2 protein-coding genes are annotated in these 18949 nt (G+C 68.7%); both read right to left on the bottom strand.

Annotated features, from left to right (window positions below; all coding sequences use genetic code 11):
• The coding region (locus tag ACWD02_RS17270) for an amino acid adenylation domain-containing protein (RefSeq protein ID WP_451210754.1) at positions 1 to 18133 on the bottom strand (18133 nt) is incomplete at its 3' end.
• A 319-nt stretch (positions 18134 to 18452) separates the two neighbouring features.
• Positions 18453 to 18932, bottom strand: coding sequence for a hypothetical protein (locus tag ACWD02_RS17265; RefSeq protein WP_451210751.1), 480 nt, complete (start codon positions 18930 to 18932; stop codon positions 18453 to 18455).
• Positions 18933 to 18949 lie beyond the last annotated feature (17 nt).

Raw genomic sequence — 18949 nt, 5'->3', positions numbered from 1 at the left:
CGTTGATCAACCGCCTGCCCGCGGCCCACCGCGCCACCAACTCCGCATCCAGCGCCTCACCCGCAGACACCAGCGTGGTCACCGAGGCCAGATCGTCACCGCCCAACGCACCCAGCACCGCCGGCGGCAACGTCGTATGCGTCACCCCGTGACGCGCCACCAACTCCACCAGGCCGCCCCCCGGCAACAACTCATCCGCCGACGCCATCACCAGCCCCGCACCCGCGCACAGCGTCACCAACACCTCAGAAACCGCCGCATCAAAACCCACCGAAGCGAACTGCAACACCCGCGAACCGCGCTCCACGGCAAACCGCTCACCCTGCGCGGCCACCAGATTGACCACACCCCCATGAGCGACGGCCACACCCTTCGGAGTGCCCGTCGAGCCCGACGTGTAGATGACGTAGGCCAACCCCGCCGCATCAACCGCCACCTCAGGCGGCACATCAGCACACGCATCCACCAACATCGCCGTCATCGGATCATCGAGGGCCACCATCCGCACCCGCCCAGCCGGCAGATCCTCCAGCGTCTCCGCCACCCCCAGCACCAACCCCACACGACTGTCCGCCAGCATGTGCGCCACACGCTCCACCGGCAGACCCGCATCCAACGGCAAAAACGCCGCCCCCGCCTTCAACACACCCAACATCCCCGCAACCAAGTCACCACCCCGCGGCAGACACAAACCCACCACCGACTCAGCACCCACACCCTGACCCCGCAAGAAATGCGCCAGCCGATTCGACCGCACATCCAACTCGCCGTAGGTGAGCTCCACACCCTCAAACACCACCGCAACCGCCCCAGGAACCTCCCGCACCCGCCGCCCGAACAGCTCCACCACCGACACACCCGACACACCCGACACATCGACGGCCGTGTCATTCCACCCCCACACCAACAACTCACGCTCATCCACACCCAGCACATCCACCGCACCCAACGCCACATCCGAGCCGCCGTTCACGACCTCGGTGAGCGCAGCGACCACACCCTCCGTCGCAATGCACACCATCCGACCCAACGCCCGCGGATCCAGACTGTCGACCGCCAGCACACTCACGTGCAGCCCCACGCCGTCGTCGCCCACCCCCACAGCCAGGGGGTAGTTGGTCTGATCCCGGGCGGAGATCGTGCGGATCCCTTCGAGCGGGCGCTCCTCGTCAACAACCTCAGGCGTGGTGTGCCGGTAGTTGAACAGCGACGTGAACAGGGGTACGTCGCCTGTGACGCCGCTCGCCCGCTGGGCCATCGCCAGCGGCGCATGCTCATGCTCCAGCAACGCCGCCAGCTGGTCCCGCATCTCCTCAACGGCCGCACGCACCCCGACACCAGCGGTCCGCACCCGCACCGGCAACGAGTTCATGAACGGACCCAGCACCCGGTCGGCACCCGCACCCGCGTTCATCCGGCCGAAGAGCATGGTGCCGAACACCACGTCATCCCGGCCCACGAGGGTGGCCAGAACCCGCGCCCACGCCACATGCAATACGGTCGCCGGGCTGACACCCAGCTCGCGTGCCACCCGCCGCAACTCGACCACCACGGCGTCTGGCACGTTCAGCAACTCACGGACCACATCCGACCCGTCGCCACGTACGTCCAACAGCCCGTAGGGGGCGGTGGGTTCGGTGACGTCTCCGAGCAGGTCGGCGAAGAACCGCTCGTGTTCCTCGCGGGGAACCGCACGCGTCTGCGCGACGAAGTTGCGGAACGGCAGTGCGGGGGCCAACTGGTCGGCGGCACCGGACAGCACCGCGCGCAGCTCGTCCAACAGCACGTCCATGCCGACGTGGTCCTGCACCATGTGATGCATCCGTACGACTGCCAACCAGTGGCCCTCGGGTGCCTCGGCCACGTGCAGGTCCATCAACGGCGCGCGGACAAGGTCCATCACGAGTCCGGCCCTGGCGACCAGCGCCTGCCCACGCTGCTTCGATTCCATGGAGTCGAACTCCAGGGAGTGCTCGACGACCGGCAAGTCCGCGTGCCGCCACACCACCTGCACAGGCTCACGCAGGCCCTCCCACACCACACCCGTGCGGTAGATGTCGTGCCGATCCACCACCTGCTGCAACGCCCGCGCGAACTCATTTAGCCGGTAGCGGGAGTCGAACTCCACTACCCTCACGGTGAGATACACGTCCCCGCCACCGCCGGCCATGAGGTGGTGGAAGAACATGCCTTCCTGCAGCGGCGCCAGCGGATAGACATCCGCCACATTCGACGCCCCGCCCTCGACCGTTGCGACCACCCGGTCGATCTCGGTCTGCTCCAGCTCCACCAGCGGCAACATCTCGGGCGTGATCTGCTCGGCGTCTGCGGGGATCAGGTTCTCCGGCACCTCGACAACGCCGACACCTGCCGCCCCCGCCAGGCCGGCAGGCGTCGGCGTCTCGAACAGCGCCCGTACGGAAACAGGCACACCCCGGACGCGCAGCCGCTCGACCAGCCGGACGGCGAGCAGGGAGTGGCCGCCGAGCTGGAAGAAGTTGTCGTCGACCCCGACGACATCCACGCCCAGGATCTCGGCGAAGACCGCGCACAGGATCTCTTCCTGGACCGTGGCCGGCGCACGCCCTGCACCGGTGGCGAACTCCGGCTCCGGGAGGGCCTTGCGGTCCAGCTTGCCGTTGGTCGTCAGCGGCAACTCCGGCAGCATCACGAACGCGGCCGGCACCATGTACTCCGGCAACCGCGAAGCCACCAACTCCCTTAAGCCTTCCGGATCGTGGCCGTTGGGCACCACATAGGCCACCAACTGGCGGTCACTGGGGCCGTCCTCACGGGCGATCACCGCGGCCCGCGTCACGTTCGGATCAGTCAGCAGAACGGCTTCGATCTCGCCCGGCTCGATACGGAAACCGCGAATCTTCACCTGCTCATCCGCACGCCCCGCGAACACCAACTGCCCGTCCGCAGTCCACTTCGCCAGGTCCCCAGTCCGGTACATCCGCTCACCGGAACCCGGACCGAAGGGGCAGGCCACGAACCGCTCACCCGTCAGCTGCGGACGGCCCACATAGCCACGCGCCAACCCGGCACCGGCCACGTACACCTCACCCGCAACGCCGACCGGAACCGGCTCAAGGGCGTCATCCACCACATACAGACGGGTGTTGGCGATCGGACGGCCGAACGGCACCACACCCGAACGGCCGGCGTCCACCGTCTCGGCAGCCACCATCACCGTCGCCTCGGTCGGCCCATAGGTGTTGACCAGCCGACGCCCCTCCGACCACCGTCGCGCCACACTCTCGCTGACCGCCTCCGCACCCACCAGCACCGTGCCGACCCGGGCCAGATCCTGCGGATCCAGCACCTCCAGCAACGACGGCACCACACTCGCCGCCCCCACCCCCTCCAACTCCCTCAACCGCCGCGGCTCCCGACGCTGCTCCTCACTCGCGATCCACAACGCCGCGCCCGACGACAACGCCACCGCCACATCCAGCACAGAGGCGTCGAAACTGAACGACGCGAACTGCAACACCCCCACACCCGGACCCGCACCCATCACCGGACCAAACACCGACACCAAATTCGCCACCGAACCATGCGAAACCCCCACACCCTTCGGCACCCCGGTCGACCCCGACGTGAAGATCACATACGCCAGCGAGGCAGGATCGACAGCCACATCCAGTGCCATCCCCGACGCATCGGCAGATGCCTCCAACTCCTCCACCCCAACCACGACCTCCACCCCAGCGTCGACGAGCATGACCTCCACCCGCTCGGCCGGCAGCGCAGAATCGATCGGCAGATACGCCGCGCCCGCCTTCCACACCCCGAGAATCCCCACGACCATCTCCGGACCACGCGGCAACCGCAGCCCCACCACCGACTCACGACCCACACCCCGACCACGAAGCCAATGCGCCAGCCGATTCGCCGCCACATCCAACGCGCCGTACGTCAGCTCCACACCCTCAAACACGACCGCCGCCGAATCCGGAGACTCGGACGCCCGCTCCGCAAACAACCCCGGAATTGTCACGGAGTCCACCGGCACAGCCGTGTCATTCCACTCCGCCAACAGCCGATCCCGCTCGCGAAGCTCAAGAATGTTCAACGCGCCGAGTCGAGTCTCGGGAGCTCCGTTCAGCGTGTCGGCCAGTGCCTCCAGCACGCTTCCTATCGCCACGCGCAGCAAGTGGCACACGGCGGTCGCATCAATCGGCTTGACGGCTTCCACACTGATACTGAGATCGTTCGGCCCAAGGTCATTGATTGCCACGGTGAGCGGATAGTTGGTCCGCTCCCGTCGAGAAATATGCTGGATTCCCTCGAGCTGCCGTTGTCCGTTCGCGTCGTCTGTCTGCTGAACGACGTGGCGGTAATTGAACAGCGAGGTGAAAAGGGGAGCATCCCCCGCGGCTCCGCTCGTCCGCTGGGCGACGGCCAGCGGAGCGTGCTCGTGCTCCAGCAGTCCGGCCAGTTGGTCCCGCATCGTCTCGACCGCGGCGCGTACCCCGACATCGCCGGTCCGTAGGCGTACCGGCAGCGTGTTGATGAACGGGCCGAGCACCCGGTCGGCGCCCGCGCCGGCGTTCATCCGGCCGAACAGCACCGTGCCGAACACCACGTCCTCCCGCCCCGCCAAGGTGGCCAGGACCCGTGCCCAGGCCACGTGCAGTACGGTCGCCGCGCTGACGCCCAGCTCGCGCGCCACCCGGCGCAGGGCCTCGGTCATCTGGCCGGGCAGAGGCAACAGCTCGGCGCGGAGGTCAGCGTCGTCCCCCTGGACTTCCAGCACCCCGTAGGGGGCGGTGGGCTCGGTGACGTCTCCGAGCAGTTCGGCGAAGAACCGCTCGTGCTCCTCACGCGGCACCGCACGCGTCTGCGCCACGAAGTTGCGGAACGGCAACGCCGGCGCCAGGTCTGCGACCCTCCCGGACAGCACGGCTCGCAGCTCGTCCAACAGGACGTCCATGCCGAGGTGGTCCTGCACCACGTGATGCATCCGCACGACGGCCAGCCAACGGCCCTCCACCGCCTCGGCCACATGCACGTCCACCAGCGGCGCACGACCCAGATCCATTACCGACCCGGCTCGTGCCATCAAGTCCTCGACCGCTGAGTCCGGTTCCGTGCCCTCGGCCTCCAGAGTGTGTTCGATGACAGGGAGTGCGGCCTGCCGCCACACCACCTGCGCAGGCTCACGCAGGCCCTCCCACACCACACCCGTGCGGTAGATGTCGTGCCGGTCGACGACCTGCTGCAACGCTCGCGCGAACTCGTCCAGCCGGGAGCGGGAGTCGAACTCCAACACCCGAGCGGTGAGGTAGACATCTTCGCCCTCGCCAGCCATGAGGTGGTGGAAGAACATGCCTTCCTGCAGCGGCGCCAGCGGATAGATGTCCGCCACATTCGCTGCCCCACCGTCGACCGCCGCCACGATCCGGTCGATCTCGGTCTGCTCCAGCTCCACCAGGGGCAACATGTCCGGCGTGATCTGCTCGGCGTCTGCGGGGATCAGGTTCTCCGGCACCTCGACAACGCCGACACCTGCCGCCCCCGCCAGGCCCGCGGGCGTCGGCGTCTCGAACAGCGCCCGTACGGAAACAGGCACACCCCGGTCCCGCAGCCGCTCGACCAGCCGGACGGCGAGCAGGGAGTGGCCGCCGAGCTGGAAGAAGTTGTCGTCGACCCCGACGACATCCACGCCCAGGATCTCGGCGAAGACCGCGCACAGGATCTCTTCCTGGACCGTGGCCGGCGCACGCCCTGCACCGGTGGCGAACTCCGGCTCCGGGAGGGCCTTGCGGTCCAGCTTGCCGTTGGTCGTCAGCGGCAACTCCGCAAGCGTCACGAACGCGGCCGGGACCATGTACTCCGGCAACCGCGAGGCCACCAACTCCCGCAGCCCTTCGGGCTCCGCGCTCTCACCGGCCACCACATAGGCCACCAACTGGCGGTCGCCGGGGCCGTCCTCGCGGGCGATCACCGCGGCCTGGCCAACCTCGGCATGGGTGAGCAGGACGGCTTCGATCTCTCCCGGCTCGATACGGAAACCGCGAATCTTCACCTGCTCATCCGCACGCCCCGCGAACAGCAACTGCCCATCCGACGTCCACTTCGCCAGGTCCCCGGTCCGATACATCCGCTCCCCGGTACCGAAGGGGCAGGCCACGAACCGCTCACCCGTCAGTCCCGGACGGCCCACATAGCCACGCGCCAACCCGGCACCGGCCACATACAGCTCACCCGCCACCCCAACCGGCACCGGCTGAAGGAAGTCATCCACCACATACAGACGGGTGTTGGCGACCGGACCGCCGAACGGCACCGTGCCCGGTCGCCCCGGGTCCACCGTCCCGATCGCCGTGATGACCGTCGCCTCGGTCGGACCGTAGGCATGCACCAGATCGCGCCCCGGCGACCAGGTGCGCGCCACGGCCTCACTGACCGCCTCGGACCCCACCACCATGGGCCCGACCTGCGCCAGATCGTCCGGATCCAGCACCTCCAGCAGCGACGGCACCACACTCGCCGCCCCCACCCCCTCCAACTCCCGCAACCGCCGCGGCTCCCGACGCTGCTCCTCACTCGCGATCCATAACGTGGCACCCGAAGCGAGAGCCACCGCCACATCCAGCACAGAGGCGTCGAAACTGAACGACGCGAACTGCAACACCCCCACGCCCGGACCCGCACCCATCACCGGACCAAACACCGACACCAAATTCGCCACCGAACCATGCGAGACGCCCACACCCTTCGGCGTCCCAGTCGACCCCGACGTAAAGATCACATACGCCAGCGAGGCCGGATCAACCTCCACCTTCAGAGCCGCGACGGAAGAGCCGGCCGACCGCTCCAGATCCTCCACACCAACGACAACTCCCACCCCGGCATCAGCGAGCATGACCTCCACCCGCTCCGCCGGAAGCGCCGTATCGATCGGCAGATACGCCGCGCCTGCCTTCCACACCCCGAGAATCCCCACGACCATCTCCGGGCCACGCGGCAACCGCAGCCCCACCACCGACTCACGACCCACACCCCGACCACGAAGCCAATGCGCCAGCCGATTCGCCGCCGCATCCACATCGCCGTAGGTCAGCTCCACACCCTCAAACACCACCGCCGCCGAATCGGGAGCCTCGGCCACCCACCGTTCGAAGGACGCCGGCACCGATACACCCGACACCTCCGACGCCGTGTCGTTCCAGCCCGACACCAACTGCGCACGCTCGTCCGAGTCGAGTACGTCCACCTGGCACAGCCGCAGCCCGGGGGTCGCGGTCACCGACTCCAGTACGCGACCGAACCACACCGTTATCCGCTCGGCCGTCTCCGCCTCGAACAGGTCCGCCGACGCGATGAGCGTGCCTCGCAGTCCTGCCGGACGACCCTCCTCGTCAACCACCTCCGACAACGACATCTCAAGGTCGAACTTCGACACCGACATCGAGCTGTCCAGTTCCAGCGGCACACCCCCGGCATTCGCCTCGGGCAGCTCCAGCGCGGCGCGCTCGACGTTCTGGACCGTCAGCATCACCTGGAACAGCGGATGCCGCGCCAACGACCGCTCCGGCGCCAGTTCCTCCACCAACCGCTCGAACGGCACATCCTGGCGCGCCAACGCACCCAGGCTCGCCTCCCGCACCCGGCCCAGCATCTGCCGAAACTCCGGGTCCCCCGACAGATCCGTGCGAATGACCAGCGTGTTGACGAAGAACCCCACCAGGTCGTCCAACGCCTCATCCGTGCGGCCCGCGATCGGCGACCCGATCGGGATGTCGGTGCCGGCACCCAACCGCGACAACGTCACCGCCAGCGCCGCCTGCGCCACCATGAACACCGTCACGCCCTCGGCGCGGGCAAGGTCGATCAGCTGCTCGTGCACGGACGTCGGCACCCGAACCTGCACCGCGTGACCGACACGCCCAGCCACCGCAGGACGTGGTCGATCCATCGGCAACGCCAACTCTTCCGGGGCGCCGGCCAGCGTCTGCCGCCAGTACTCCACCTGCTGCGACAGCAGGCTGTCCGGGTCCGACTCCTCACCCAGCAACTCCCGCTGCCACACCGTGTAATCGGCGTACTGCACCGGCAACGACTCCCACCCCGGAGCCTCACCCCGCAGCCGCGCCTCATAAGCAGTGGAGACATCCCTCGCGAGAGGACCACGAGACCAGCCGTCGGAGGCGATGTGGTGCATGACCACCACCAGCACCTGCTCGTCCTGGCCGACCTCCTCGTCCTGGTCGACCTGGAACAGCCACGCCTTGATCGGCAGCTCACTCGACAGGTCGAAGGCATACCGCGACGCCTGGGCCACCGCCCCGGCCAGCTCCTCCGGCTCCACCTGGGAGACCTGAAGATCCCATTCCAAGTCCTGCGGGTCCAGGATGTGCTGGTAGGGCTCGCCGTCCACGGCCGGGAAGACCGTCCGCAGCGACTCGTGCCGCACGATCACATCCCGCAACGCCGCACCCAACGCCCCGACGTCCACTCCACGCATCCGGACCGGGGTGGGAATGTTGTACGTCGGGCTGGGACCCTCCAACTGGGCCAGGAACCACAGCCGCTGCTGTGCGAAGGACAACCCAACCCGCTCCGGCCGCACTCCCGCCCGCAACGGCAGACGAGCCGGGCCCGCGCCCTCATCGGTGAGACGCGTGGCCAGTCCGGCGACGGTGGGTGCCTCGAACAGGGCCCGGACCCCGATCTCCACTCCCAGCACGGCGCGGATCCGCGAGACCAGCCGCACAGCAAGCAGCGAGTGTCCGCCGAGCTGGAAGAAGTTGTCGTCCACACCGACGGACTCCAGCCCCAGCACGTCGGCGAAGGCGGCGCAGAGGATCTCTTCCTGGACGGTGGCCGGTCCGCGGCCGGCGCCTGCGGTGTACTCGGGGGCGGGCAGGGCCTTGCGGTCGAGTTTGCCATTGGCCGTCAGCGGCAGTTCCGGCAGCGTCACGAACGCGGCCGGGACCATGTACTCCGGCAACCGGCTGGCCACGAGGGCACGCAGATCATCGAAGTCGAGATCCTCGGTGTCGGCCGGCACGAGGTAGGCCACCAACCGCTTGTCACCCGGGTTGTCCTCGCGTACAACCACCGCGGCTTGTGCGACGTTCGGGTCGGTCAGCAGGGCCGCTTCGATCTCCCCGGGCTCGATACGGAACCCGCGGACCTTCACCTGCTCATCCGCCCGGCCCAGGAAGGCGAGCTGTCCCTCCCGGGTCCACCGCACCCGGTCCCCGGTCCGGTACATCCGCTCACCGGAACCAGGGCCAAAGGGGCAGGCCACGAACCGCTCACCCGTCAGCCCCGGACGGCCCAAGTAGCCACGCGCCACCCCGGCACCAGCGATATACAACTCACCCGCCACCCCCACCGGCACCGGCCGCAAACCCTCATCCAGTACATACAGCCGGGTATTGGCGATCGGCCCGCCGATCAACGGCTCCCCGACATGGCCCGCCTCGATCTGTGCCAATGTGGACCAGACCGTCGTCTCCGTCGGCCCGTACACATTCACCACCCCGGCCGCCGCCTGCGCCAGCCGGGCCGCGAGATCCGCGGGCAGCGCCTCGCCACCCACCAGCACCCGCACCCCGCCCAGATCCACCCGACCACCGGCCAGCACCGACCGCCACAACGTCGGCGTGGCCTGAACGACACTCGCCCCGCTCTCCTGGATCGTGCGGCCGAAGGCATCCTGGTCATAGACCAGCTCCTTGGCGCCCATCACCACCGCCGCACCCTGAATCAGCGGCAAGAACAGTTCCAGACCAGCGATGTCGAACCCGACCGTCGTCAGCGCCAGCAGCCGATCCTCACGGCTCAGACCCAGCTGCTGCTGCATCCCAACCAGCAGATTCACCAGCGCCGCACGCGAGACCACCACACCCTTGGGCCGCCCCGTCGACCCAGAGGTGTAGATGACATACATCGGATGCCCGCCCACCACCGGCACCCGGCGGTCCCCATCCGTCACATTCGCCGCCGAACACGCCCCGATCTCAGCAGCCGTCACCGCATCGTCCACCAGCGCCACCGGGCCTGCACCCGGCACCAGCCCCGCCAGCTGCACGGACGACAGCACCGTCACCGGCGCGGACTCCGCGAGCATGAACTCCAGCCGCTCGGCCGGATAATCCATATCCAGCGGCAGATACCCCGCGCCCGATTTCGCCACCGCCAACAACGCCACCAGCAGCTCGACCGTGCGAGGCAAGGCCACCGCCACAAACCGCTCCGGCCCCGCCCCCCGCGCCATCAACCACCACGCCAACCGGTTCGCCCGCTGATTCAACTCCCCATACGACACCTCCCGGCCGCCGGCCACCACCGCGACCGCGTCCGGGCACCTGGCCGCCCACCCCTCGAACCGCTCCACCAAACCCACATCAGGCACGGCCACAGCAGTCTCATTCCACTGCCCGACCACAAGATCCCGCTCGGCCGCATCGAGCACGTCCACCGCATGCAAAGCAACATCCGGAGCAGCAGTGACCGCATCCACCACACCCACAAACCAGTCCGCAAGCCTGGAAGCCGTCTCCGCCTCGAACAGGTCCACGGCGGCAGTCACGGAGCCCTCCAGCCCCGCCGGCCGGCCCTGGTCGTCGACCACCTCGTGCAACGCCAAGTCCAGGTCGAACCGTGCGGAGCTCCCTGCACCGTGAAGCGCCTCGGTGTCGATGTCGGGCAGTTCGAGTACCGCTCGGTCCAGGTTGCGCAGCGTCAGCATGACCTGGAACAGAGGGTGTCGCACCAGCGACCGCTCTGATGCCAGCTCCTCGACCAGCCGCTCGAACGGCACATCCTGGTGCGCGAACGCGGCCAGGCTCGCCTCCCGCACCCGCGCCAGGACCTGCCGGAACTCCGGGTCGCCGGACAGATCAGTGCGGATCACGAGCGTGTTGACGAAGAACCCGACCAGGTCGTCCAGTGCGTCGTCGGTGCGGCCCGCCACCGCCGAGCCGACGGGGATGTCCGTCCCCGCCCCGAGCCGCGACAGGGTCACGGCCAGCGCGGCCTGCAGGACCATGAACGTCGTCACGCCCTCGGCCCGCGCCAGCTCCACCAACCGCTGATGCACCCCGACCGGTATCCGCACCGGCACCCGATGACCCCGATGACTGGCCACCGCCGGACGCTGCCGGTCCACCGGCAGCTCCAACTCCTCCGGAGCACCCGCCAGCGCCTGCCGCCAGTACTCCACCTGCCGCGACAGCAGGCTCTCGGGATCAGACTCCTCACCCAGCAACTCCCGCTGCCACACCGCGTAATCGGCGTACTGCACCGGCAACGACTCCCACCCTGGAGCCTGACCGCGCAGCCGCACCTCATAAGCAGTGGACAGGTCGCGGCCCAGCAGACGATGGGACCAGCCGTCAGTGGCGATGTGATGGACGACCAGTATGAGAGCCCGATCGTCGGGTCCGAGCTCGAGCAGGCACGCCCGGATCGGCAGCTCCGCCGACAGGTCGAACGCGTAGTTCGCAGCCTGTGCTGCGGCAGCCTTCAGCGCATCTGGCTCCACCTCGGTCACCGTGACGTCCCAGTCCAGCTCGTCCAGCTCGTCCGGGTCGAGGATCTGCTGGTAGGGCTCACCGTCCGTGGAGTGGTAGATACTGCGCAACGGTGCGTGTCGAGCGATGACGTCCCGCAGCGCCGCGTCCAACGCGGCGACGTCCAGCGTGCCGGTCAGCCGCACCGCGAGGGAGAGGTTGTACGTCGGGCTCGGCCCCTCCAACTGGTCCAGGAACCAGAGTCGTTGCTGCGCGAACGACAACGGCGGGCGCTCTGGGCATGTCCTTGCGCGCAGCGGGAGGCGGGCCCGGTCATGCCGGGGGCCGGCGATCAGGGCCGCGAGACCGGCCGGTGTGGGGGTCTCGAAGAGCGTCCTGATCTTGACTTCTGCGGCCTGCCTGCTGCGGATCCGGGACAGCAGCCGGATCGCGAGCAGGGAGTGGCCGCCGAGCTCGAAGAAGCTGTCGTCCACTCCGACGGACTCCAGCCCCAGCACGTCGGCGAAGATCCCGCAGAGCGCGGCCTCGGTCTCGTTCGCCGGTGCCCGGTCGGTGTCAGCGCCCGGTGTCGCGTCGGGGAGCGGTAGGGCCTTGCGATCGAGTTTGCCGTTGGCGGCCAGCGGCAGTTCCGGGAGTGTGACGAACGCTGCCGGGACCATGTATTCGGGCAACCGCCGGGCCACGAACTCCCGTAGGTCCGCTTTGGTGGGCCCGTCCCCGGCGAGCACGACGTAGGCGACCAGCCGGTCGCCACCGGTCCCGTCCTGGCTCGCGATCACCGCGGTGCGGGAAACGGCGGGGTGCTCCAGCAGGACGGATTCGACCTCACCGGCTTCGACGCGGTAGCCGCGGATCTTCAGCTGGGTGTCGGCACGTCCGGCGAACACCAACTGCCCCTGCGCGCTCCACTTCGCCAGGTCCCCGGTGCGATACATCCGCGCACCAGCGCCGAAGGGGCAGGCCACGAATCGCTCGCCGGTCAGCCCCGGCCGGCCGACGTAGCCGCGTGCCAGCGGTTCCCCAGCGACGTACAACTCGCCGACGACGCCCGGCGGAACGGCGGCGAGTACGTCGTCGAGCACGTACAGCCGGGTGTTCGCCAGGGGCCGGCCGATCGGGATCACACCCCCGGCCACGATGGCGGGGGAAAGCTCGGCGGTGGCGACGCCGACCGTGGTCTCCGTCGGGCCGTAGTGGTTGAACACCTGACGACCCGCGGCCGCCTCGACCACGTCGCGTGTCCAGGCCGCTGGTGCGGCCTCCCCGCCGAGCACCAGGGAGCGGGCGGGCAGCACGGCCTCCACTCCGGCGTCCGCGGACAGCGCGGCCAGGTGTGACGGCACTGCTTTGACGAAGTCGATCCGCTGTTCTCGCAGATAGTCGGTCACGGCAGCCGGATCGGTCACCGCCTCGGAGTCGAGAACGTGCAACTGACCGCCGGTCGCCAGGCAGCCGAACACCACGGTGTTGCCCAGGTCGGTCACCTGCGGCTGCAGCAGCGCGTACCGCGAGCCCGCACCCGCCCAACCGAGCCGGTCGGTCACCGAGGCCACGTAGTTGGCCACCGCTCCGTGAGTGACCAGGACTCCCTTCGGCGAGCCCGTCGATCCGGACGTGTACATCACGTACGCCAGGGCGGCGGGGTCCACCGTGGCCGATGTGGCAGGTTCGGTGAGTTCTGGTTCGGCGGAAGCCACCGAGCGCATCGCCTCGTCGATCCACACCACCGGCACGTCCACCGGCCGGTCCGTGTGCGCGGGAGTCGAGTCGCGGTCCGTCAGGAGCACGCTCGCTCCGCTGTCCGCCAGCATGAACGCGATGCGCTCGGACGGCAGGCTCCCGTCGATGGGAAGGTAGGCCGCGCCGGCCTGCCACACGCCCAGGATCGCCGTGATCATCTCGATGCCGTGGGGCAGGCAGAGCCCCACCACCGACTCGGCGCCCACGCCCCGACCGCGCAGGTATCGGGCCAGCCGACCAGCCGACGCGTCGAGCTCCCGATACGTCACCTCGACGGCGTCGGCCACCAGGGCTGTCGCGTCCGGGGTCGCGGCGACCTGGTTCTGGAACAGGCCGGGGAACGCCGGGCGCGCGTGGGGCACGGCGGTGTCGTTCCACTCGATGAGCACCTGGTCCCGCTCGCGGGCGTCGAGCAGGTCCACCTCGTGCAGCCGCAGGCCCGCGTCCGCGGTCACGCTTTCCAGAACCCGGACATACCAGGCAGCGACCTTGGACGCGGTGGATTCGTCGAACAGATCCGCGGACAAGGTGAGCAGGGCGCGAAGGCCCGCCGGGCGGTCCTGGTCGTCGAACGTCTCGCCGACCGTCAGGTGCAGGTCGTACCGCGCGGGTTGGGCGGCTGCAACCTCGATCTCGGAGGTACCTACCGCGACGTGGGCGCCGGGTAGGTCGAGCTCGGCAGAGTCGGTGTTCTGCAGGGTGAGCATGGCCTGGAAGAGCGGATACCGGCTGAGTGACCGCGTCACCGCCAGCTCCTCGACCAGCCTCTCGAACGGCACGTCCTGACGCTCGAGCGCCCCCAGGCTCACCTCCCGCACCCGCTCCAGCACCTGCCGGAACTCGGGATTCCCCGACAGGTCCGTCCGGAGCACCAGCGTGTTGACGAAGAAGCCGACCAGGTCGTCCAGCGCCTCGTCGGCGCGCCCGCTGACCGGCGCGCCGATCGGGATGTCGGTGCCCGCCCCTAGCCTGGACAGCAGGACGGCCAAGGACGCCTGCAGAGCCATGAAGGGGGTGACGCCCTCCGCCCTGGCCAGCTCCACGAGTCGCCGGTGCACTTCCGCGGACACCTCGAACGGCACCCGATGCCCGCGGTGGCCGGCCACCGCGGGGCGTGGACGGTCGGTCGGCAGCGCCAGCTCCTCCGGCGCACCGGCCAGCATCTGCCGCCAGTACTCGATCTGGGTGGCCAGCAGGCTCTCCGCGTCCGACTCCTCGCCCAGCAATTCCCGCTGCCACAACGCGTAGTCCGCGTAATGCACCGGCAGCGGTTCCCACACCGGGGCCTCACCGCGCAGCCGCGCCGCATAGGCCGTCGACAGGTCGCGGCCCAGCGGTCTCATCGACCAGCCGTCAGAGGCGATGTGGTGCATGACCAGTACCAGCACGTACTCGTCGGCAGCCGTCTCGAACAGCGCTGCTCGGATCGGCAGTTCCTCGGCCAGGTCGAACGTGTACTCGCGCGCCTGCGACACGGCCTCGGCCACATCGGTGGGGCCGACCTGCCGCACCTTTAGGTCCCACTCGACGTCCCGCATGGCCTGGATCCGCTGGTACGGCTCGCCGTCGACAGACCCATAGAGGGTGCGCAGGGGCTCATGGCGTTCGATCACATCTCGCAGCGCCGTCGCCAGCGCCGGGACGTCCAACTGGCCGGTGACCCGGACAGCCGCCGGGTTGTTGTAGGTCGGGTTCGGTCCCTGCAACTGGTCGATGAACCACAGCCGGCGTTGGGCGAACGACAGCGGCAGCCGCTCCGGTCGGTCTCCGGCCATCGGGGCCGCCCGCACGGAGTCCGATCCCGCGCGCGCCAGCCATGCGGCCAGGCCGGCCGCCGTCGGCCTCTCGAATATGGTCCGCAGCGGCAGCTCCACACCCAGAGCGACGCGGATCCGCGACACCAACCGGGTGGCGAGCAACGAATGTCCGCCCAGCTGGAAGAAGTTGTCGTCCAGCCCGACCACTTCCAGACCCAGCACGTGCGCGAACGCCCCGCACAGGAGCTCCTCCTGCACGGTCGCCGGGCCGCGCCCCCTCCCGCTCGCGTACTCGGGGGCGGGCAGAGCCTTGCGATCGAGCTTGCCGTTGGCGGTCAGCGGCAACTCCGGCAGCGCGATGACGGCCGCCGGAACCATGTGATCGGGCAGCCGCGCCGCCACGAACTCCCGCAGGCCCTCGGGCTCGCCACCATCCGCCGCCACGACGTAAGCCACCAAGCGCTTGTCACCCGGAGTGTCCTCACGGGCGACGACCGCCGCCTGGACGACGCCCGAATGGGACCGCAGGACAGCCTCGATCTCACCGGGCTCGACACGGAACCCACGGACCTTCACCTGCTCATCCACACGCCCCGCGAACACCACCTGCCCATCCGACGTCCACCTGGCCAGGTCCCCGGTCCGATACATCCGCTCACCGGAACCAGGGCCGAAGGGGCAGGCCACGAACCGCTCACCCGTCAGCGACGGCCGCCCCACATACCCGCGAGCCAGCCCCGCACCGGCGACATACAACTCACCGACGACACCCGTGGGGGCGGGAGCAAGCGCATCGTCCAGGACGTACAGGCGGGTGTTGGCGATCGGGGTACCGACCGGCACCACCCCACCAGCCACCAACTCCCCGGTCAGCTCGGCGGTAGCGACACCGACCGTCGTCTCCGTCGGACCGTAGTGGTTGAACACCCGCCGACCCCCGGCAGCAGCCGCCTCCACCAACTCCCGCACCCAGTCAGCCGAAGCCCCCTCGCCACCCAGCACCACCGACCGCCCAGGCAACAGCGCCTCGACACCCGCCACCGACGTCAACGCCTGCAGATGCGAAGGCACCACCTTCAACGCATCAATACCCTGCTCAGTCAGATAGCCAGCCACCGCATCCGGATCGGTCACCGACTCCTCATCCAGCACGTGGAGTTGACCACCCGTGGCCAAACTGGAGAACACCACCGTGTTACCCAGATCCGTCACCTGCGCCTGCAACAGCGCATACCTCGCCCCCGGAACCACCCAACCCAACCGCGACGACACCGACGACACATAGTTGGCCAGCGACCCATGCGTCACCGCCACACCCTTGGGTACGCCCGTCGAACCCGACGTGTAGATCACATACGCCAACCCCGCCGACTCCACCGCCACCCCAGGCAACGCATCCGAAGCGTCCACCGACCACGCCAACTCCTGTGCACCGACCACCACATCCACCCCGGCATCAGCGAGCATGAACTCCACTCGCTCCACCGGCAGCTCAGAATCGATCGGCAGATACGCCGCCCCCGCCTTCCACACCCCCAAGATCCCGACGATCATCTCCGCACCCCGAGGCAACCCAAGCCCCACCACCGACTCGCGACCCACACCCTGGCCCCGAAGCCAGTTCGCCAGCCGATTCGCCGCCGCACCCAACTCCCCGAAGGTCAGCTGCCGGCCATCGGCAACCACCGCCACCGCAACCGGATCCAGCAAAGCCTGCCGCTCAAACAACTCCACCACCGACGACGACCCCACCGGCTCCACCGCGGTGTCGTTCCAGTCGGTGAGCACCCGGTCCCGCTCCTGCGGGGCGAACACGTCCACCGCGTGCAGGCGTACGTCCGGGTCCGCGGTCACCGCCTCCAACACCCGCACGAACCGCTCGGCGATCACAGTCACAGTGGGCGTGTCGAAGAGGTCCGCGGCGCCGGTGACGACCCCGTCCAGACCCGCCGGGCGGCCCTGGTCGTCGAAGAGCTCCGACAGGTGCACATCGATGTCGAACTTCGACACGGGCAGGTTCGGTGCGATCGGCCGGGCGGTGACGCCCGTCAGCTCCAGGAACACCTGCGCCGTGTTCTGGAGGGTGAGCAGGACCTGGAAGAGCGGGTGGCGGGCCAGTGACCGCTCCGGCGCCAGCTCCTCCACCAGCCGCTCGAACGGCACATCCTGGTGCGCGAACGCCTCCAGGCTCGCCCGGCGGACGCGGGCGAGCGCCTGGCGGAACTCCGGGTCATCCGACAGGTCGGTGCGGATGACCAGGGTGTTGACGAAGAACCCGATCAGGTCGTCCAGCGCCTCGTCGGTACGACCCGCGATCGGCGACCCGATCGGAATGTCCGTGCCGGCCCCGAGCCGCGACAGCAGCACCGCCAACGTGGTCTGCAGGACCATGAAGGTCGTCACGCCCTCGGCCCTGGCCACCTCCACCAGCCGCTGATGCACCGATGCCGGCACAGTCAGCGGCACCCGATGTCCACGGTCGCCCGCCATGGCGGGACGCGGTCGGTCCGCCGGCAGCGTCAGTTCCTCCGGCGCCCCGGCCAGCACCCGCCGCCAGTGGTCCAACTGGACCGAGATCCGGCTGTCCGGGTCGGACTCCTCCCCCAGAAGTTCCCGCTGCCAGAGGGTGTAGTCCGCGTACTGCACCGGCAGCGGCTCCCAGCCGGGCTCGTCACCGCGCAGCCGCGCTTCGTATGCCGTCGACAGGTCACGTGCCAGCGGACGGTGGGACGACGCGTCGGTGGCGATGTGATGCACGATCAGGATCAGCACGTGCTCGTCCGGCGCGGTCGTGAGCAGCACCGCACGGATGGGCACGTCCGAGGACAGTTCGAAGGTGGAGCGGGCCGCCTCCATCCTGGCCTCGTCCACGTCCTCGCGCGCAACGTGACGGACTGTCAGCCCCCAGTCGAGCTCCTCCGGATCAAGGATTCGCTGATAAGGCTCGCCATCCATGTCGGGGAATACCGTGCGCAAAGATTCGTGGCGTATTAACAAATCCCGCAAGGCGGCGTCAAGTGCCGTCACGTTCACGGCTCCCCGCAACGCCAAAGCCATGACGTTGTTGTAGGAGAGGCTGGAATTCTCCAACCTTGACAGGAACCATAACCGACGCTGAGCGAACGACAACGGGATCATCAATGCATCTCCTTAGCGCATCGAACGCCTCAGCACAATTCCGCCCACCGCCAACGCACTTCCCCAGTCGGCCGGATCATTCCAGCGCATCGGCGAACGGCTCGGCAAGGTGCCTGAAGATACTACGAGATCGCTTGTTCAACCGTTGCCCGTGCGCAGTTGAACACCCCTGCGAGCCATGCCACTTCGGGTGAGGATTTGCCGGTGCTCCAGGGCACGCAGTTCGGCCGCCGACCCACCCGGTGTGAACGGGCGGGGCGGCGGCCGATGCCGACGCGGAGAAAGGTAATGCGGCGGTGACCGAAGGATCTCGGCGCCTCTAACCGCCGCTCTGTCCTCCATATTTCTTGTTGCACATAGCGAATGCATCGACAAGCTTCTCCTGGGAGCTTTCGGAGCCTTCCTCGATGGTGATGTCGACCGTTCCCGGCTTGGGATCCTCGGCGGCGATCCCCTCTTTGCGCAAGCACTCGGCCTTCTTCAGCGCACGGTCCTGGTCGTCTTTCGTGACGTCCTCGGGGGCGTCCTGGACGGGCGCGAACTTCGCGCAGGCCACGCGCGCGGCCTCCTGCTCGGCGGAGGATTCCCCAGGGCCTTGGACGTCCAGCTCGCCCTCCTTCACCTCTCCGGGGTCGGGGACGTCCATGCCGTGCTCCTCCATGCACTTCTCGAACTTCTGCTGCTTGGGGCCCTCCTCTGCCGACGTGGTCCCGTTGGAGGCGGAGTCGTCGCCGCAAGCAGTCAGCCCGAACGTGGCGGCGGCCGCGAGAGCCACCGCGGCGAAAATATGTGTCTTCATGCCTACCAGCGTGGCCG

This window comes from Streptomyces sp. NPDC002853 (assembly GCF_053591915.1).
The sequence above is the reverse complement of the archived record's forward strand: the minus strand, read 5'-3'. Positions and strand labels throughout refer to the sequence as shown.

What these genes read in the sequence shown, in the direction of transcription:
- ACWD02_RS17265 (WP_451210751.1), bottom strand. Translation starts at nt 18,932, where the DNA reads ATGAAGACACATATTTTCGCCGCGGTGGCTCTCGCGGCCGCCGCCACG.